The sequence below is a fragment of the Gluconacetobacter sacchari genome, assembly GCF_014174255.1.
Lineage (GTDB): Bacteria > Pseudomonadota > Alphaproteobacteria > Acetobacterales > Acetobacteraceae > Gluconacetobacter > Gluconacetobacter sacchari.
Map to the genome: position 1 here is coordinate 40,115 of NZ_JABEQJ010000020.1, position 19,214 is coordinate 59,328.

Genomic DNA, 19,214 nt, shown 5'->3' on the forward strand with positions numbered 1-19,214 from the left:
TCCTATATCGCGTTGCGGACCGAAATCACGATCTGCCCGTCCAGCATGTCCACGCGGCGCTTCGCCAGGTCGGCATGGCTGGGCGAATGGGTCACCATCACGATGGTCGCCCCCTCGTCATTCAGGCGCTGGAGAATATCCATCACCTGCGCGCCGTTTTCGGTATCGAGGTTGCCGGTCGGCTCGTCCGCCAGGATCAGGCGCGGCGCGCCCACGATGGCACGCGCGATCGCCGCGCGCTGCTGCTGCCCGCCCGAAAGCTGCGAGGGATAATGGCGCGCGCGATGGGCAATCCCCACATGATCCATCGCATGCGCCACCCGCTCGCGCCGCTCGGCGCGCGGCATCCGGCGATAGATCAGCGCCAGCTCGATATTCTCCTCGATCGTCAGCTCGTCGATCAGGTTGAAACTCTGGAAGACATAGCCCAGGTTTTCCCGGCGAAACGCCGCCAGCGCCGCCTCGCCCAGCGCGGTCAGCTCCTGCCCGCCGAACTGGTACGACCCGCCGGTCGGCCGGTCGATGGTGCCGAGGATATTCAGCAGCGTGGATTTTCCGCAGCCCGAAGGCCCCATGATGGCGACGAATTCGCCGGACTCGATTCCGAGTTCGATATCGAGCAACGCGGTCGTCTCCACCTCGTCGGAACGATAGAGGCGCTGGATGTGGGAAAGATCGATCAGCATGTCCGTGACGTTCCGTTCGGTCAGTGGATTGAAAGATGGTTGAAATTCTTGAAGGAATTATAAGACGAGACGATCACCCGGTCCCCGGCGCGCAGACCTTGCGTAATCTCGACCTGCTCGGGGTTGCGCCGTCCGGACGCGATCGCCGTCCGGTCGGCCCCATGCCCGTCCGGCGTCATGACGAAGGCCGCCGTTCCGCCGCCGGCTTCCAGCCACGCGCCGTTGGGCAGCACCAGCGCCGGATGCGTCTCGCCGAGCGTGATCCGCACGTCCACGCTCTCCCCCCGGCGCAACCCCGCGGGCATGGCCGCGTCGAAGGTCAGTTCGGCGCGGAACTGGCCGTTGGTCACCTGCGGGTGGACGCGCGCCACCGTCATCGCGACCCGCGCGTCGCCGATCTCCGCTTCCGCCCGCTGCCCGACCGAAACCCGGCCCAGATAGAATTCGTCGATATCGGCATCCAGCCGATACTGCCCCTCGCTGTCGATCTGCCCGATCCGGTCGCCCGCCTTCAGCGACTGCCCCGGCTGGAGGTCGAAATTCGTCAGCCTCCCCGCCACCGGCGCGCGCAGCACCAGCGCGTTCAGACTGTCCTCCACCACCGCCAGGTTGCTGCGCAGCCGCAGCACCTCGCGGTCGATTTCGTCGCTCTGCCGTCCCGCGACCGCCAGGTCCTGCGTCCGCGCCGCCTCCAGCCGCGCAAGCCGGCTGGAATCATACTCGGCCTCGTCCCGATAGCTTTGCAGGTTGGCGTCGGATTCGAACCCCTGCCCATGAAGCTGTTCGTGAATCTCCAGTTGCCGCCGGGCTTTCAGCAGATTGTAGCGCGCCTCGCCAAGCTGGCTTTCCTCGCTGGTCCGCGTCTGCTGCAACGCCAGCCGCTGCGCACTCACCGCGCCAAGCTGGCTGGCGATCTGCGCCTCGCGCGACGTGACATCCAACTGAAGCTGCGGGTTGGCCAGCCGGACCAGGACATCGCCCCTGGCCAGCAGCGCGCCGTCCCGCGCCACGACCTCCAGCACGTCGCCGCCCTGCACCGCGCCCACATAGGTCACATGCAGCGGCGACACGCTGGCCCGCACCGGCAGGTAATCGAGAAACGGCGCCGAGCGCACCGTCTCGATCGTGACCTGGTCGGCCCGCACCGACAGCGTGCCGGCCGCCGGCACCATCCGCCACACCATCACGCCGGCCACCACCGCCGCCGCCCCGGCCCCCCACCGCACCGCGCGACGCGCCATCACCTGGTGGCGCGGACGGCGCACGGCCCGGTCCATCCCGCCCCCCTTCGCCGGGGGCGTCGCTTGCGGAATGGCGTCGGGCGATGAAATCGGTCGGTCCATGCTCTGTTTCCCTCGTTCGCAGACAGTGTACGACACCAGGACAGATTTTTATCTCATTGACGCAAAACGATCTTTTTTCACCTCCCGTCCCCCCTGTCCGGCAGCGGACAAACTGTCCGAAACCGGACAGTCCCACCGCCCCTGTCAACACCCGTCCGGCCGAATCGCCGTTCAGATGGTGACAAGCAGCGCAACCGCGACGGCCAGCAGCACGCCGCCGATCACCCGGTTGAACAGCCCGGCATGCCCCAGCACCCAGGCACGGGCCACGTCATGGGACAGCGCGCAGGCCACCAGCGCGAACCACAGCAGATGCAGCAGCGAAATCATGGCGCCGCACACCAGGGCCTGGCCCAGGGTCGAACCCGGTCCGATCACCTGCGTGTAGAGGCTGACGACGAACAGCGCCGTCTTGGGATTGAGCACATTGGTCAGGAAACCGCTCGCGAACGACCGCGCGCCGGACAATACGCAGTCGCCCGCCCCCCCGTCTTCCAGCGCCGGCCCCGCCCGCATGTTCCGCAGCCCGACATGGGCCAGGTAGAGCGCGCCGGCGATCCGCACATACAGCAGCAGGCCCGGCACCACGGCGCGCGCGCCCGCCAGCAGGAACAGGGCATACCCCACATGCACCCAGCACGAAACGGCAATCCCCAGCGCCGAGAGCACGCCGGCGCGGCGGCCATGCAGGCAACTGTTGCGCGACACCATGACGAAGTCCGCGCCCGGGCTGATCACCGCAAGGCCCGTCACCGACAGGACGACAAGATAATGCTCCATACCGCGCCACGCTCCACATCAGGGGAAAGCCCCGCTGTGCCAGGCGCGCGCCTCCGGAAAAATCGATTTGATCTGACGCGATTCCGTGAGAAATCCTCACAGGACGAAACAGGAGTCCCCGGTGTCCGCCGCGCGTCCGCCCCTTCCCTCGCTCAACGCGCTGCGCGCCTTCGCCGCCGCCGCGCGCCGCGACACCCTGCACCAGGCGGCCGAGGACCTGCATGTGACCCACGGCGCGGTCAGCCGGCAGATCCATCAGCTCGAACAGGCGCTGGGCGAGCCCCTCTTCTCCCCGCGCGGGCGCGGCCGTGTCCTCACCCCGCGCGGCCGCCGGCTCGCCGACGCGCTGCACGCGATATTCGACGACCTGTCCCACACGCTGGAGGATTTCCGGCGCGACGGCCCGGCACAGCCGCTGTCGGTATCCTGCGAACCCACGCTGTGCCTGAAGATGCTGATCCGCGCCCTGGCCCCCCTCAAGGCCGATACCGGGCTCGACATCAAGCTGCTCGCGGCGGGCGGCCCGGTGGATTTCGCGCGGGACGGCATCGACCTCGCCATCCGCAGGACCGATTTCCCGATCGATCCCGCGCTCGACCTCTACCCCCTGGCGGACGAAATGGCGGGACCGGTGCTGTCGCCCGCCCTGCTGCGCGACCATGAAGGCGCCATCGGCCACCTCCCCCGGCTGCACAGCCAGACCCGCCCCGAGGCGTGGCGCACCTGGTGCCGCAATAGCGGCCTCCGGCCCACGCGCGCGCGCAGGCACGTCTTCGAGCATTTCTATCAGACGCTGGAGGCCGCGCAGGCCGGACAGGGGGTGGCCATCGCCTCGGTCTACATGGCGGCCGCCGATCTCGGCGCCGGATTGCTGGCCGCCCCGCACGGCTTCGCGCCCGACGGCACGCGCTATGTCTGCCTGTCCCCGCTCCCGATCGCGCAGGACCCGCGCCGCCGGATCTTCGCGGCCTGGCTCGCGCGCCACATGCGCGATCTCGCCCGCCCGGTTCCTCTCCGGTGAAAACCGTGTATGTTTCCGACCTGTCGTCCCGCACGCTAAAAAAACATCGATATCGCAGCACCGTTTTTCCACGCCGCCCGCGCGCCGGACCAGCGCCGGAAGGACGGAAGCAGGAGCCCCCTTCACGATGACGGAGCCCGCCGGCCAGCCCACGATCCTCTTCGTCGACGACGATACCGACATCCAGTCCGCCGCCCGCCTCCTGCTGACGCGGCGCGGCTTCCGCGTCCTGGCGGCCCACGACGCGGCCGAGGCCCTGACCCGCGTCGCCGCCGACCGGATCGACCTGGTGCTGCTGGACCTCAACTACGCGCCGGGCGCCACCACCGGGGCCGAGGGCCTGGCCCTGCTGCGCGACCTGCACGCGCTCCGCCCCACCCTGCCCGTCATCGTGGTGACGGGCCATAGCGGGGTCGCCATCGCCGTCGCCGCGATGCGCGAGGGCGCGACCGATTTCGTCATGAAGCCATGGCACAACGAACGGCTGGTGGCCCTGCTGCACGACACGCTGGACCGCCGGCGGCACGAGGCCCGGCCGGATACCGAGGCCGCCGAGCCGGTCCTGATCGCGGTCTCCGACCCGATGCGCGCCGCCGTCGCCCTCGCCGACCGCATCGCGCCGACCCGCGCGCACATGCTGCTGTCCGGTCCGCCCGGCAGCGGCAAGACGATGCTGGCCCGCCGGATCCACGCGCGCTCGGGCGACGCCGCCCCCCCGATGATCCTCGATGCGGAGGGCCTGTCCGCCCTGCCCGCCGAGCGCGGCACCTGGGTCCTGCGCGCGATCGAATCCCTGGCACCGCCCCTCCAGCGCCTGCTGGCCGACCGGCTGGACGCGGCCGCCCCGCCGCGCGTCCTGGCCCTGTCGTCCGTGGGCGCGGACGACCTCGCGACGCGCCTGCCGCCCCGCCTGTGGCTGCCCCTCGGGGCGGTGCGCGTCACCCTGCCGCCGCTGGCCGCGCGCCCCGACGACATTCCGGCCCTCGCGGCCCATTTCCTGCATTATTTCGCCGCCCGCCACGGCCTCGCCGCGCCGGCGCTCGACCAGCCCGCGCTCGACGCGCTTTGCCTGCGCCCCTGGCCGCAGAATGTCCGCGAACTGCGCGCGGCGATGGAGCGGATGGTGATCCTGGGCGACACCACGGCGCCCCCGTCCCCCGACGGCGACCGCGCGCCCGACACCCCCACCCTGGCCCAGTCCGAACGGACGCTGATCGAGGCCGCCCTGCGCCGGCACGGCTTCAACGTCTCCCACGCGGCGCGCGACCTCGGCCTCACCCGCCCCGCGCTCTATCGCCGCATGGCGCGCTACGGGCTGTAGATGCGCGTCATCCGCAGCTTCGTCCTCTGCATCGTCCTGGTGGCGGCCGCCTGCCTGCTGGCGCCCCGCGCGCTGGCGGCGGGCTTCTATGCCAGCACCGCCCTGCTGGTCCTGGTCGCCTGCGCGGCCATCCTCGCCCATCTGGGCACGCTGACCTCGCTGCTCCGGCGGCCGGTGCGCGTCGAGACCGCGATCGTCCGCCCGGCCGACCGCGAGCGTCTGCGCAACCGGGCCCTGCTGGACCACGCCCCCATTCCGCTCCTCTACCGCACCGGCGACGGCGTGCTCCACGCCGCCAACCGCGCCGCCCGGCGCCTGTTCGCCACCGAGGACCGGCTGCCCGCCGCCGCCGCCACCCTGCTGGGCACCCTGTCGCCCGAACGCCGCGTCCTGCGCATGCCCACCGTGCCGGAGGCCCCGCCCCGCACCTTCGCCCTGGCGGTCGCGCAGGGCGGCGGCGCGGGCGGCGTCACGCATTTCCTGGCCCTGACCGATATCGAGGCGGAACTGAACGCCGCCGACGCGCGCACCCTGCGCGACCTGCTCCAGATCCTCGGCCACGAGATCATGAATTCCCTCACCCCGATCGTCTCGTTGGCCGAAACCGCGCACGAAATCACCGAGCACCCGCTGGACCCGGCGGCGGCCGAGACGATCCGCGAGGCCCTGGCCACCATCCTGCGCCGCACGCGCGGCCTCGACCGCTTCGTGCAGGGCTATCGCGACCTCGCCCGCCTGCCGCCCCCCGACCCGCGCCCGACCGACCTGCACGACCTGCTGCGCGCGCTCGGCACGCTGTTCGACGCCCGCTGGACCGGCCGCGTCCAGCTCGAAACCACCCTCCCCCCCCAGCGCGTCATCGTCCGCCTGGACGCGGCGCAGATGGAACAGGCGCTGCTGAATCTCCTCAACAACGCCGCCGAAGCCGCCCTCGCCGCCACCGGCGACGCCACCGCCCCCGACCCCACCGTCTGGCTCCAGGGCCACGCCACCTCGACGGGCATGCTGATCGCCGTCCGCGACAACGGCCCCGGCATCCCGGACGCCTACCGCGAGGCGATCTTCCGCCCGTTCTTCTCGCTGAAGCCCGACGGCAGCGGCATCGGGCTCAGCCTCGCCCGCCAGATCGCCCTCGCCCACGGCGGCTCGCTCACCCTCGAACCCGCCCGCCCCGACACCAGATGGCGCACCGCCTTCCTGCTGAGTTTATGACGCTCTCGCAGGCCGGGGCGCGCCGGCAGCCGCATCCTTCGCATCGTCAGAACCACAGCAGAATGCCCAACGCGGCGTTCTGGAGATGCTACAGCTCGGGCGAAATTCTCCGGCCCATCATGTTCATCATAGCGCCTTCTCACGGATGGTGAGCCGCCGGGAAACCCGAGACGCGCCAATAGGATAATCGCCATCTCACTAAATGGTCAGATCTCCCTCAAACGCCATATCGCGCGAAGAAAAACCGAGATAAATTTTGTAGTCGCCTCTTATTTTCCTCCAGGCATGTGTACCATCATCCCACTTTTGAAACATGCTTCCAGACAATGGCATGAGCATATGCCGAGACTGTCCCGGCCGCAAAGATGACTTGATGAATGTCTTCAATTGTCGCGGGGGCTCCCCGGCTCCCTCCGGAAATCCGACGTAAAGCTGGATGACTGCATCACCGGGCCTTTTTCCAATATTCTTCAGGTCGAACGAGACAGAATCCGTCTCCAATTTCACGTGCGATATCGCAAAGCTGGTATAGGTGAGCCCAAAGCCGAACGGATAGGCCGCCAGTTGGCGATGTTCATCATAATAGCGATAGCCGACCATGATGCCCTCATCGTATTTCACATCCATCCTTCTGTCTGGCATCTGCTGCCGGAATGTCGAAACAACACCCTGCGACGCATCCGCCGGAAACGTCAGCGGCAGATGACCAGACGGATTGGCGCGGCCGAACAGGATATCGGCGATCGCGTCCCCGTTCCTCTCCCCACCATACCAGGCTTCCAGAATGCCGGCGACCTTGTTCCTCCATGGCGTCAGCACGGCGGCGACGGTGTCCATCACCACGACGGTGCGCGGGTTGGCCTCGGCCACCGCGGTAATCAGGGCGTCCTGATCCCCCGGAAGGCCCAGCCCGCTGCGGTCGGCCCCTTCCGAAACCTCGTCATTGACGAACACGATCGCCATGTCGGCCTTCCGTGCCGCGGCCACCGCGGCAGCACGGATCGAGGAAGGGGGCGCCCAGCCCAGTGCGAGCTTCAGCGGCAGGATCGCGCTCGTCGGGTCGTATATCACAGTCAAATGAGTCCGCCGACCTTTCGCCAATACGACTTCACCGTGAGAAACGGCGTTGAATTCCTCCTTCTGAAAAGAAACGACTTCCTTGTCATCGACCAGGAGCTTCGCCGCCCCGCCCCCCGCAAGCGAGAAACGATACACGCCACCTTCATCCGGCGTGACGAAACCATCCCAGCGAAGAATGCGGCCGTGCCGGAGCACCGACAGGTCGCCGATATCCTTCACATGCGCCCAAGTCGGCGGAGCCGCCTGGCCAGCCTGGTCCTGCACGCTCATTCTCCACCCCTGCACCTCATGCGCCTCATCCCAGACCAGGCGCAAGGGCAACGGCGGCAGAGGTCGAACCCCTTCGGTTCCCTTCTGGAAGACGACCTCCCGATTCCGGCCGGCCAGCCGCCTGATGGCCTGTAGCGGTGTTACCGCCACATGGGCAGGATCTTCCGGCACGAACCCGCCATAAGGCTCCGTGATCTTCCGCTGATCATCCGCGTCCGGCCCAATAATCGCAAGGCGCCTGATATCGTCGCCAATGGGCAGGGTCTCATGCGCGTTCCTCAGCAGCACGATCCCCGCCAGGGCAAAATCCCGCGCCGCGTCGGAATGCCGCTGTGACCGCACGTCGGCGGCCGAACGATCGACGGATGCATCCTCGACGCCGATGCGCCGCATGGCATTCAGCACATGCCCGACCATACGATTCACATCGGCCACGTCCACGGCACCCTGCTTCAGGGCCTGAACAAGGGGCGCCCCGTAATAATCCGGCAGTCCATATGGATTTTTTCCGCCAGGCATCAACTGGTCCGCGCCAGCCTTGATCGACGCAACGGTACTGCGCCCTGCAAACAGCCAGTCGGAAGTCACAAACCCGCCGAAATGCCACTCATCGCGCAGAATCCGCAACAGGTTCCGATTCTCGCAGGCATATTGACCGTTCACCCGATTATAGGCGCACATGATCGAGCCGGCCTGCGCATCCTGCACGACAGCCTTGAAGGCGGGCAGATAAATCTCCCGCAGAGCCCGCTCGGAAACGACGGCATTCATCGCCTTCCAGTCGGGCGCATCACCAAATCGATCGGTCTCCTGATTGTTCGCGGCAAAGTGCTTCGGCATCGCAATGACATGCCGGGATTGAACCCCCTTCACGATCGCAACGCCCAGCGCACTCGTCAGAACCGGATCTTCGCCCAGCGTTTCGGCCGCCCGCCCCCATAATGGATTGCGCAGGATGTTGATCGTGGGAAGAAGCGCGACATTTCTCCCCTTGCCGCTCTGCTCCTCGGCCTGAACCGCGCCATAACGCACGGCCAGCGCCGTATCCCAGCTTGCGCCGATCGCGATCGGCGCGGGAAATACCGTGACCGATTTCAGTCCATTGCCCACGCCCGCCGGGCCGTCGCCCATGCATAGCGCGGGAATGCCCAACCGGGGTACACCGAGCGTATAGCCGACACAACGCGCATCGGACCGCCCGCCGCCATCCAGCAGCCCCAGCTTCTCCGCCAGGGTCATCCGGCTGATCACCGTCTCGATCGCCGCACCGGATAGCACACCCCCGCTGCCGACCGCGTCCTCCGCAGCCGCCGCTCCACCTGCCACACCGACCAGAAGCGCCAGCCCCGCAAGACTTCCGGCGAAAGTATTGATTATTCCGATTCCGGTCACGACTCGACTATCGACCTCCCTTGAATTGAAGCCTTCCCCGCCACCGAACGCGACAAGGGCAAAAGCAACGTCGCCGAACAGATTGCGGCGGCCGCCACCACGATACAGAGGGCATTCAGGGTGGCGCCATGCGCCAGACGGGCCTGCACGACAGGCACAAGAAGCGGCCCGGCACTCGCCCCCACCAGCACATTGAGAAAGAAACTGATCGAGGTCATCATGCCTCGCCCGTCGGCCGGCCCGAACTGCAGGATCAGGTTCAGCCCGATCGTGGAACACGCCCCGGCGATGGCGATAATCACCGTGATCATCAATAACGTCAGCGGATACCCTATCTGCCCGATCATCAGGCAGGGTAGAATAAGCACGCACAAAAGTGCCAAAACGATGCGGAGTACCCCACGGGGGCGGCCCATTTTCGTATAGCGGTCGCTCACCATACCGCCGAATGTCACACCACCCAGACCGCCCGCTATCATGAACCAGCCCAGAACCTCCCCGACACGCGCCGGCGACAGGCCGAACATATTCTCGACGGCATAAGGAGCCCACGCCCCGACCGCGTTATCGATGACGGACAGGATTGCAACGGCAAGACACAACCGCGCCAGCCTCGACAGCGTCTCCCTCCCTCCGCCATCCCGCCCGACGGTCTCCCGAGCGGGCCCGCCCCGTTTCCGTGCCGGTTCCGCGAAGGAAACGACCGACAGCACAGACATTACGAATCCGACGCAACCAAGAAAGACGAAGATCCGTCGCCATGCGGCAAGATCGGGCATCCACGGCGCAAGCAGAAGATCGCCCAGCGGACCCAGCAGAAGCCCGCCGATGATGATCGATACCCCACCGCCGGCCACGATACCGGTAAAGTAGAATCCCATTGCCCGGCCTTGCTGCGGTCCGGGGAAGAGATCGCCGATCAGGGACAATGCCACAGGTGCCAGCGCGGCCTCGCCACATGCCACGAGAATGCGTCCGGCAAGCATCTGTGGAAAATGGTGGGCAAGGCCGCACAGAATGGTGCCCGCGCTCCACACCGCAATGGCGCCGCAGAGCAATGGCTTGCGCGGAAGGCGATCGACCATCCAACCGGTCGGCAATCCCATGACGGCATAAACCACGCCGAAGAACGTCCCGATCAGAAGAGCGAACTGATAGTTATCAACAGAAAGATCATTTTTTATAAAATCGACGAAAAGGCTCAGAACCTCCCTATCAGTATAGGAAAGAAGCGCGCACATAAAAAGAAAAAACAGGATAAACAGATTCTTCATGCGCTGCGCTTCCAGAAAACATTCGAATACCCGCCGAGGTCCAGCAACCTCAAATTACCCTCATAGGGATAGGTTGACACGACCGTAATAATATCCGCCGGTCATCGGCACCTGGGCCGACTGGTAATCATAAAGCTGCGCCCCGACATAATTCAAGGAATCCGGCAGTCTCCTCGGCCGGACATTGAAGATATTGTTCGCACCGATCGCGATATGCCAGCGTGGCGTGATGCGATAGCCGATCTCGATATCGGTCAGCCAGCGCGGAGTGTTGACGAACTTACCGAAACAGGTCTGCGAGAACTGCTTGGGACTGCCATCCGGACAGGTCCCCGTGGCCCAGTCCATGTATTGCAGCATCGAAGTCGTTTGCCCGTAGCGCGTCTGGCGAATGTTGACGTCCCACGGACCATTCGTCCAATAGGCATTCAGAATGATCTTGCTGCGGGGATAGGCCGTCGTAATCGAGGAAATATTCGACGCGTTCAGATATTGCGCGACTGCGCCGGTATTCGGGTCCGTATACGTTCCGTTGTGATGCAGCCTCGTGCGGTTAAGGTCGAGCGCCAGGCTCAGATCAAGGTTGCCATATTGCCGCATGCGCCAGAGATAATCCGCCTTGATATCGAGCCCCTGTGTGCGCGTACTCGCCCCATTCGTAAAGTAATAGGCCGTCACGTCGGCAGGCAAGACGTTCGAACTCAACAAATACCCCGAGTCCGCCAAGGCATTCATCGCCATGGCACCGTTCACGACGCCACCCTGAACGATACGATCGCGAATATTGATCTGGTAGACGTCCGCTTCGACATGGAAGCCATCAACAGGCTCCAGCACGAATCCGGCGCTGACGTTGGTGGAACGCTCTGGCTTTAGCTTCGACGCACCCAGGGCCTGAGCGGCAGCGGAGTCGACACTCAGAAGACCACCCGCGCCAGTCGGCCCAACAGTCATCGAACTGTAATGCTGCTCGGCCAGCGTCGGAGCACGAAACCCGTTGCTGATCGTCCCGCGAATGGAAAAACGACGGGAGACATTGTACCGGGTGGCAACCTTTCCATTCTCCGTATTGCCGACATCCGTGTAATGCTCGAAACGCCCGCTGAAATCCACATCCCATTTGGGTGTGAAATGGAAATCGCCATCCAGATAGCCGGCCCAGATGTCACGGCTCCAGTTGCCGGCACTTTGCGGCTGCAGGCCATTGAAGGCGGAAACACCTCCGTCCTCGTACGACGCCGGCTCCCCGGCCTTGATCTGGTAGGTCTCCAGCCGGTGCTCCGCACCGAAGGCCAACGTCATGGGCACGGCATGCGCGATATTGAACTGACGACGGAAATCCAGGTTGTTGGTCCATTGGGCCATCCGGAACGTCTCCGCCCGCACCTTGGTCGGCGACCAGCCACACCCCCGCGAGGAATAATAGGCGCTGGAAACCGATGTCGAACATCCGGCCCCTTCCGGACTCAACATGCCGAGATTGACGGTGTCCTGATTGTCGATCCGCGTCTGGTCGGCACCATATGTCGTGCTCAGGTCCCAGTTGAATCCCAGGAAATTGTCCCCTTTCAGCCCCAGCGTGGCCGCATAGTCATTTTCCTCGTTCACCAGAATGGGCGAAAACCCCTCCGGATAGATCGAAGGCGCGGTACTGGGCGTACGGTAATTCTCGAATGCCTCCGCATGCCGATGCGCATAGGTGATCAGTCCGTAAAACTGGACGCCCGATGCGATCTTCTTCCCGAAATTGATGCTCAGATTCTCGCGCGTTTCCTCCGGCGTGCTGGTAAAATGGTTGGAATCCCGCGGCGGGTTCGCCGAACCCGTATAGTTCGAACCCGTATAGGCCCCAACAGGCGCCCAATCCAGCAGACGATGGTCATACGCTTTCGGAATCATATGATCCGTATGGTAAATCTGCCCACTGATATGCATATAGCCATCTCCCCCAAGGGAAAGGCCACCATCCGCGCCGACCTGATATTGCCAACCGTCGCCATTGTAGGCATTGGCCCCCGTCTGGGTCGTCGCCGACATCCCGTGATTTGTCTTTTTCGTAATGATGTTCACGACACCGGCAATGGCATCGGAGCCGTAGAGCGCTGCCGCACCATCCTCCAGCACTTCGATATGGTCGATCGCCCCGGCCGGGATCATGTTCAGGTCAACCGGCGTCGATCCGAAATCCGGCCCCGCATCGGCCGAGATATTGGCCGTGGTATGCCGGCGCTTTCCATCGACCAAAACAAGAACCTCGTTGGGATTCAACCCACGCATACGGATCGCCGAGGTCAGGGCACTCGCATTGGTTCCCATCGGGCTGACGTTGATCGACGGATAGACACGCGTCAGCCCGTCGGCCAGATTCAGTTGCCCGGATCGCTGCAACATGGCTGCCGAGATCACGGTTATCGGACTCGTGCTCTGGCGAGCGGTAACGTTCCGCGCATGCGTTCCGGTCACGATCACCGCTTCCGGCGGCTCGGCGCGCGCGGTCACCTTCGGGGGCATGGCCCGGTGCGCCGTCGCCTTGACGACCGCTCCACGTCGACCGCCATGCGCCGATGTCGACGGCTTCACATCGTTCGGATTGGCCAGCGCAGGCGTCACCGCCACAGGCGTCAGAATACAGGCAGCCAGAAGGCCATAGCGGAATTGCATCGATAGAACCCCTATTCGATTATCTCATTTCTGTTTCGCATCTATTTCGTCCGCACAGATGTCCAAACAAGACGGATATGTTCGGATCAAACGTAATTCAGAGGCAGGGCCGTGGTATTCTTCACACTTCCCAGAATGATGTGCGACGTTATGGACCCGATATCCGACAAGGACAGAAGCCTGTGCGACAGGAATTCTCTATACGCCTTCAAATCCCTGACCTGTACCATAAGAATGAAATCAAGTGATCCCGTTATATAATGGCAGGACAGGACTTCCTTCAAATTCTCCATATGTCTACGGAACCTCTCCTCCACTTCCTGGGAGTGGGAATTCAATTTTACGATAATGAACGATGAGACTCCAAGATTGACCTTCTCCGGATTGAGAATCGCAACAACCCGCGCGATATACCCCTCCTCACGTAAACGCTGAAGACGACGCGAGCATTGCGAACTCGACAGATTTACGATCGCGCTGAGTTCAGTAAGGCTGATATCACCCTTCTCCTGGAGGGCCGAGAGGATCGCCCGATCAAAATTATCCATTCCGTTTCACGCCCTCGTCGTGATGCGATCGAACCAAATCCACTTATCAGCGCCGGATTTCCTCTTTCATAAGCCATATCCCGTTCCAAAACCATAACGAAAATATGCGTTCATCGAAATTTACAAGGAACGTGCATGTTCCTTTCTAAAATAGGCACTCCATGCAAATTCCTTTCTTCCACGATGGAATATGAACATGAAACGCTTCGAAAGCATCATCCGATGCAAGAACCATGCAATTCCCACATCTTCCATATCCAGTTCTCTCCATGCTATTTCACTGTTCGAAAGAAAAGAGAAATTGAGATTCCTTTTTACAACGCATGGATTCAGCCATATTCCTGGTTGCATGACGAGAGCAGAAACATGTCTCCCCTGAAAAGTTTGCCCGCCATTCTCCCCGATCCGCTCTTGCAGGTCGCACAACTTGCCCGCCTCGACCGTCGGCCGGAGAAAATAGACCTGACGATCGGCGTCTACCGTGACCAGCATGGGCAGACGCCTGTCCTGGAAAGCGTGAAATCGGCAGAGAAACATCTTCTCGAAACCGAAAGGACGAAATCCTACCTGTCCACCGACGGCGTCGAGCAGTTCTGCGAAGAAATAACAGGCTTTCTCTTGCCAAGGGGCGAAGTCACCTGCTCCGACATCGTCACGATCCAGGCCGTCGGCGGCACCGGCGCCCTCTCCCTCGCCGCCGAATTTCTCTGCAGGTTCACGAAAAATAGAACCGTCTGGGTTCCCGTGCCCGCCTGGAGCAATCATGTTCCGGTCATGGAGCGCTCGGGTCTGACCGTTCGCCGTCTCGGCCGCAGCGATTCCCTTGGACGACGTGATTTTCCGGCGTTCATGCGCGTCATCAGGCATCAGGCCCGGCCCGGTGACATCATTCTGCTTCAACCTGGCTGCCACAATCCCACCGGAGACGACTGGACAGACGAGGAATGGTCCGCGATCGCCGACGCCTGCATCGCCTCACGCCTCATTCCAATACTCGACGTGGCCTATCACGGCCTTGGGCGCGGGTTGCACGACGATATCAGCCGTGTGCATCGCGTATTTTCCCAGGCGGAAATCGCTTTTTTGTCCTATTCATGCAGCAAGAATTTCTCCCTGTACCGCGAGCGCGTAGGGGCGCTGATCGTAGGGGGACTGAAGCGGGGCCTGGCAATGGCGATCCACCCCCATCTGAGTGCGATTGCTCGCGCAGCATATTCGATGCCGCCGTCGCATGGTGGCAGTATCGTCGGTCACATTCTTGCAAATGAGGCTCTTCGCCGTATCTGGATCGATGAACTCGCAGACATGCAGAATCGCCTGGGGAAAATCCGCTCTACGTTTGCCTGCCATCAGGCACTTGCCGGACGCGACCTTCGTCATGTCGCCGATGGCCACGGCATGTTTACACTCCTGCCGCTCTCGGAGCAGAATCTCATTCATTTGAGGAAGAAGCACGCCATTTACATTCCATCGAGCGGACGAATCAATCTGGCGGGCCTGAATGCCGGAAATCTGAGCCGGTTTGCATACGCGCTGTCCCAGTTGAACAACCAATCGGCCGTTTCGGCATAAGGCCCACCCTGTTCGACAGGCCAGAGTTCCTATCTTCTCCAACGACTCCAAAGCGCACCGCCTCTGGAGTCACTTTGCATGCCAACGCGATATCTCGGCATTGCAGCGCGTATATCGATTTCAATATCCGACCGGAAGCGAGTGACGCGATTTCATGATTTTATGATTCATTGATTCGCAAGAACCTGATGAAGTCAGGCAGGCCCGGACTGACATGGATCGGACGTTCCCGCCGCCTCACGAAGGATGTCGAGACAACGCTCCCGTCATCCTGCGCGTGGTTGATGATCGCCCACATCCGCGGCGTTCTGCGGACAATCAATCAGGCCGCTTTCCGACCCAGGCCCTCAGGTCTGGTTTTGATTGTAACGCATGATCCGGCCATGGCGTCCCTGCCGATCATTCTCAAGCTCATAACAATCTCCTTCCACGCCGGTTGCCGTGCCGACCTCTGTCCTGATTGCGGAAAGATCGTCTTCATCCAGAGAAAACGAGAATATTTCTTTATTTCTTTCAAGATAGCGCGTGGATGTCGCGCCGACGATACACCCCGCGACCAACGGCTGATCGAGTACCCACCGAACGGCAACCTCACCTATCCCCACACCGTGCTTCCTGCCGATATCCGCCAGGCAACGCAGCAGCGACTGAAAGGCGCCCCACCCACCATAATCATCGATGATCAGCTTGTATTTGATCAGAGACCGATTCACGACCCCGTCCACAGGCTCGGCTTTTCCCAACCATGTTTCTGAGAAGAACCCACCGGCAAGCTGCCCATAGGTCAGAATCTTCATTCCCTTTTCGAGCGCATAGCCTTGCAGGAAGCGGGCGGGCCTCTGATCGATCAGCGAATACTGGTTCTGCGTCGCAACAAACGGAACACCGGCATCGACCAGTTTCCTAAGTTGCGGAACGCTGAAATTGGTAACGCCGAGCCTCGCGATTTTACCCGCCTGCATCAGTTCCTTCAGCACCAGCGCCGTTTCGACGGCGCCCGGTATCGCAAAATCCCACCAGAAGAACTGCACCAGATCCAGACAATCGACCTTCAGCCGCTTCAGGGAGCGATCAATGATCCCCGTAATATATTGCCGGTCGATCGTCGGCAGCACGTCGAAATCCGGCACGAACTTCGTCTGGACCTGCACCCGCCCGGCCAGCGACGGGCATGCCTGCCGAAAATCTCCGATCAGCTCCTCGACACCCGTATAATGATCGGCACAATCGAAGGTCGTAATCCCCGCTTCGACAAACGCAGCCATGTCCTTTACGGCCTGCGCGCGGTCGACCTCCCCGTGCCCGCCGGCCAGATGCCAGCCTCCCTTTATAATTCGTGATATTTCATATCCTGGCGCCAGGGTAAAACGTTCGATTGCCATTATGCCGCCGTGTCTTTGGAAATTGCGAGCGGGACGGCCGTTGTCTCCTCATGCTTGAAGCGACGGCGCCCGATACGGGTGATACGCAGGCGCGAAGGGCAGCACGGATCAGGACAGGCTACCTCGCTATCGGTACTCATCCAGTCCTGCGCGGCCGTTACGCGCTGCTTCGCGGGAAGAAGCGGAAGAACGGCGGCCAGCGAATAGGCGCTAAACGGCATATCCTCCCGGAAATACAGGAGTTCTCCGCGCATTTCAAAGTAATCGCCTGGCTTCCCGTTACACCAGATCTTGGCACTTTCCGGCGCGACAAGCTCAATTCGAAGGTCGTACAGTTCGAATTCATCGGGCGCCATTGGCGCAGCCGGCCGCTCGTCCATGCCATCCTCCACGTTGCGATGACAATGTGGCATGGATAATATCTTTGATCAAAGATATTATTAGCTACTCCGCGACTTTCTTTCGGCCGGGGGGCGGGTTCGCAGCCAGCAGATCGAACGAAATGTCGACATCCTTTTCAAAGGCCGCGATCGTCGCGTCGAGGTCACGCCTGCCCAGCGCGGCGAGCATCGCATGATGATGAACCAGGCCCCGCCCCGGATTAAGGTCGTTCAGCGCCGTGGCATGGCCGAGATAAGGTCCGAATTGCAGCCACAGACTTTCGATGATGGGCATCAGAACGACCGAACGAGACAGTCTGTACAGTTGGAAATGAAAGCGCGCATTCGCTTCGACTGCCTCAGGAATGTTTCCCGTCCCTTCCAGCGAAACCTGATACGCCAGGAGCGCCCGGATCTCATCGAGGTCGGGCGCCGTCAGATGGTCGAATGCCGCCCGAATGGCGAATCCCTCCACTGTCTTTCGGACACGCCGCAGGTCCTCCAGTCGGTCCTCAGACAGTACCGGCACGACGATCGATCGGTTGGGCGCGTTTTCCAGTGCCCGTTCGGCCACCAACCGCGACAGAGCTTCCCGCACGGGCATCGCGCTGCTGCCATACGCGGCAGCCACCTCCATCAGCTTGAAGAGATGCCCCGGAAAAAAAAAGCCGCACATGATGCGGTGACGGAGATCCGTGTAGATCTGCTCCTGTATCGTCGAGCGCTCGACAGGTTTTATCGTGCCGTTCAATCCCATTCCCGCTTCTCTCGCCCGTCCTGACAGCCCATCATGCACATCGTATCATGACATGGCCGAGGGCAAACAGCGCAGGCCGTCCACACGGCTTTCGGTCATCGCAATCCCGTTCGCCGAAATATTATTTTGACTCCATATCATTCTTGCCGGATAATAATTCCGAAGCACGCTCCAGCATCGGTTCCCGCCAATGACGGCGGACCAACCGGGGGCGACGGCGCACACGACGAGACACCAGGTGGTCAAGGACGGCCATCATGCCCGCAGAGGGCGCGCCCACCCGATGCCAGGCGGGCGCTGGATGCTGCACCGTGGACAGACAATTCTTCAAAGCCGGCAACCCGCGCACGCTCCTTGCGGCGTTTCTCTATTTCGACGCATCCTTCATGGTCTGGGTGCTCCTCGGGCCGCTGGGCATCGCGATCGCGCATGACCTGCACCTGAATGCCGGGCAGAAGGGCTTCCTGGTCGCCATACCGGTGCTGGCGGGCGCGCTGTTCCGCGTCGCCGCCGGCGCGCTGGTCGATCATTTCGGCCCCCGCCGCGTCGCCATCCTGATGCAGCTCCTGGTCATCGCCGGCCTGGCCGCGACCTGGGTCGCCGCCCCCCACACCTATTCGGGGCTTTTCCCCCTCGCCCTGGTCCTCGGCGTGGCGGGCGCCTCCTTCGCCGTCGCCCTGCCCCTCGCCTCCGGCTGGTATCCGCCGCATTATCAGGGCACGGCGCTGGGCATCGCCGGCGCCGGCAATTCCGGCACCGCGCTCGCCGCCCTGTTCGCCCCCGGCCTGGCGATCCTCTATGGCTGGCTCAACGTGGTCGGCCTGGCCACCCTGCCGCTGGCCGCCGTCCTCGTCGCCTTCCTGTTCCTGGCCAAGGAGCCGCCCCGCCGCCCCAGCGCCGGCCTCGTCGCATGGCTGCCGGTCCTGAAAAAACCCGATTGCTGGGCGCTGATGTTCTTCTACAGCGTCACCTTCGGCGGCTTCGTCGGCCTCGCCTCCTTCCTCACCATCTATTTCAACGACCAGTACGGCCTGCCGCCGGCGGTAGCGGGAGGCTGCACGGCGCTGGTCGTGTTCGTGGGCTCGTTCGTCCGTCCCCTGGGCGGCGCCCTGGCCGACCGCATCGGCGGCGACCGCGCGCTGTTCCTCCTCTACGCCGCCGCCGCCGCCGTCTTCGCCCTGATCGGCTACGGCCTGCCCACCATCTGGCTGGCCTTCCCCGCCTTCTTCCTCGGCATGCTCCTGCTGGGGCTGGGCAACGGCGCGGTGTTCCAGATCGTGCCGACACGCTTCCCCCACCAGGTCGGCATCCTGACCGGGCTGGTGGGCATGAGCGGCGGCGTGGGCGGCTTCTACCTCGCCTCGTCGCTCGGCGCGGCCCGCCAATCGACCGGGTCGTACGGTCCCGGCTTCCTGGCCTTCGCGGGCATCGCCCTGCTCGCCCTCGGCTGCGTGTCCGTCTGCCGCCGCCGCTGGAAGGCCGCGTCCGCCGCCCCGCTGCCCGGCGATACGGAACTTCCCGCCGCCCTCTGATCT

15 protein-coding genes and 1 pseudogene are annotated in these 19,214 nt (G+C 63.2%); 6 read left to right on the forward strand and 10 right to left on the reverse strand.

The genetic code is table 11. From position 1 onward, the window contains the following. Positions 1 to 2: 2 nt before the first annotated feature. The 3 genes from HLH48_RS14745 to HLH48_RS14755 all read right to left on the reverse strand — a co-directional run bounded on the left by HLH48_RS14745 (position 3) and on the right by HLH48_RS14755 (position 2,809). Complete coding sequence (locus HLH48_RS14745) at positions 3 to 686, reverse strand: ABC transporter ATP-binding protein (RefSeq protein ID WP_182998253.1); 684 nt, start codon at positions 684 to 686, stop codon at positions 3 to 5. A gap of 20 nt (positions 687 to 706) precedes the next feature. Beyond that, on the reverse strand, positions 707 to 2,029 hold the full coding sequence (locus HLH48_RS14750; RefSeq protein WP_246387366.1) for an efflux RND transporter periplasmic adaptor subunit: 1,323 nt from the start codon (positions 2,027 to 2,029) through the stop codon (positions 707 to 709). Positions 2,030 to 2,200: 171 nt separating this feature from the next. Next, complete coding sequence (locus tag HLH48_RS14755) at positions 2,201 to 2,809, reverse strand: LysE family translocator (RefSeq protein WP_182998254.1); 609 nt, start codon at positions 2,807 to 2,809, stop codon at positions 2,201 to 2,203. Between the two features lie 121 nt (positions 2,810 to 2,930). Here HLH48_RS14755 and HLH48_RS14760 point away from each other — a divergent pair, with 121 nt between their 5' ends. The 3 genes from HLH48_RS14760 to HLH48_RS14770 all read left to right on the forward strand — a co-directional run bounded on the left by HLH48_RS14760 (position 2,931) and on the right by HLH48_RS14770 (position 6,363). Then, positions 2,931 to 3,830 carry a LysR family transcriptional regulator gene (locus HLH48_RS14760; protein ID WP_182998255.1) on the forward strand — a complete coding sequence of 300 codons (900 nt, stop codon included), beginning with the start codon at positions 2,931 to 2,933 and terminating at the stop codon, positions 3,828 to 3,830. Positions 3,831 to 3,957: 127 nt separating this feature from the next. Continuing rightward, positions 3,958 to 5,151, forward strand: coding sequence for a sigma-54-dependent transcriptional regulator (locus HLH48_RS14765; protein ID WP_182998256.1), 1,194 nt, complete (start codon positions 3,958 to 3,960; stop codon positions 5,149 to 5,151). Further along, positions 5,152 to 6,363, forward strand: coding sequence for a sensor histidine kinase (locus HLH48_RS14770; RefSeq protein ID WP_182998257.1), 1,212 nt, complete (start codon positions 5,152 to 5,154; stop codon positions 6,361 to 6,363). 198 nt (positions 6,364 to 6,561) lie between these two features. On the opposite strand, the gene HLH48_RS14775 is transcribed toward HLH48_RS14770, so the two are convergent. From HLH48_RS14775 to HLH48_RS14790, 4 genes are all read right to left on the reverse strand, one after another. Continuing rightward, complete coding sequence (locus tag HLH48_RS14775; protein ID WP_182998258.1) at positions 6,562 to 9,105, reverse strand: glycoside hydrolase family 3 protein; 2,544 nt, start codon at positions 9,103 to 9,105, stop codon at positions 6,562 to 6,564. Beyond that, positions 9,102 to 10,379, reverse strand: a complete 1,278-nt coding sequence (locus tag HLH48_RS14780; protein WP_182998259.1) for an MFS transporter — start codon at positions 10,377 to 10,379, stop codon at positions 9,102 to 9,104. Before HLH48_RS14780 ends, HLH48_RS14775 begins: the two co-directional genes overlap by 4 nt. A 60-nt stretch (positions 10,380 to 10,439) precedes the next feature. Beyond that, complete coding sequence (locus HLH48_RS14785; RefSeq protein ID WP_182998260.1) at positions 10,440 to 13,040, reverse strand: TonB-dependent receptor plug domain-containing protein; 2,601 nt, start codon at positions 13,038 to 13,040, stop codon at positions 10,440 to 10,442. Between the two features lie 86 nt (positions 13,041 to 13,126). Further along, positions 13,127 to 13,588: an Lrp/AsnC family transcriptional regulator gene (locus HLH48_RS14790; RefSeq protein WP_182998261.1), complete on the reverse strand. Its 462-nt coding sequence runs from the start codon at positions 13,586 to 13,588 to the stop codon at positions 13,127 to 13,129. A gap of 135 nt (positions 13,589 to 13,723) precedes the next feature. Here HLH48_RS14790 and HLH48_RS14795 point away from each other — a divergent pair, with 135 nt between their 5' ends. Both HLH48_RS14795 and HLH48_RS14800 read left to right on the forward strand, forming a co-directional pair. Next, the gene (locus tag HLH48_RS14795) at positions 13,724 to 15,160 is read left to right on the forward strand and encodes an aromatic amino acid transaminase (RefSeq protein ID WP_182998262.1); all 1,437 of its coding nucleotides are present in this window, start codon (positions 13,724 to 13,726) and stop codon (positions 15,158 to 15,160) included. Between the two features lie 215 nt (positions 15,161 to 15,375). Beyond that, positions 15,376 to 15,495: pseudogene (locus HLH48_RS14800) on the forward strand (IS5/IS1182 family transposase); the annotation flags it as partial. A gap of 12 nt (positions 15,496 to 15,507) precedes the next feature. Here the strand turns inward: HLH48_RS14800 and HLH48_RS14805 are convergent. The 3 genes from HLH48_RS14805 to HLH48_RS14815 form a co-directional block, all read right to left on the reverse strand. Then, positions 15,508 to 16,542, reverse strand: a complete 1,035-nt coding sequence (locus HLH48_RS14805; protein ID WP_182998263.1) for an aldo/keto reductase — start codon at positions 16,540 to 16,542, stop codon at positions 15,508 to 15,510. Beyond that, on the reverse strand, positions 16,542 to 16,922 hold the full coding sequence (locus HLH48_RS14810; protein ID WP_220795142.1) for a TIGR04076 family protein: 381 nt from the start codon (positions 16,920 to 16,922) through the stop codon (positions 16,542 to 16,544). Before HLH48_RS14810 ends, HLH48_RS14805 begins: the two co-directional genes overlap by 1 nt. Positions 16,923 to 16,986: 64 nt before the next feature. Next, on the reverse strand, positions 16,987 to 17,679 hold the full coding sequence (locus tag HLH48_RS14815) for a GntR family transcriptional regulator (protein WP_182998264.1): 693 nt from the start codon (positions 17,677 to 17,679) through the stop codon (positions 16,987 to 16,989). A gap of 311 nt (positions 17,680 to 17,990) precedes the next feature. On the opposite strand from HLH48_RS14815, the gene HLH48_RS14820 reads away from it, so the two are divergent. Continuing rightward, positions 17,991 to 19,211 (forward strand): nitrate/nitrite transporter, encoded by a 1,221-nt coding sequence (locus HLH48_RS14820; RefSeq protein WP_182998265.1) that lies wholly within the window; start codon positions 17,991 to 17,993, stop codon positions 19,209 to 19,211. The last annotated feature ends 3 nt before the right edge of the window (positions 19,212 to 19,214 follow it).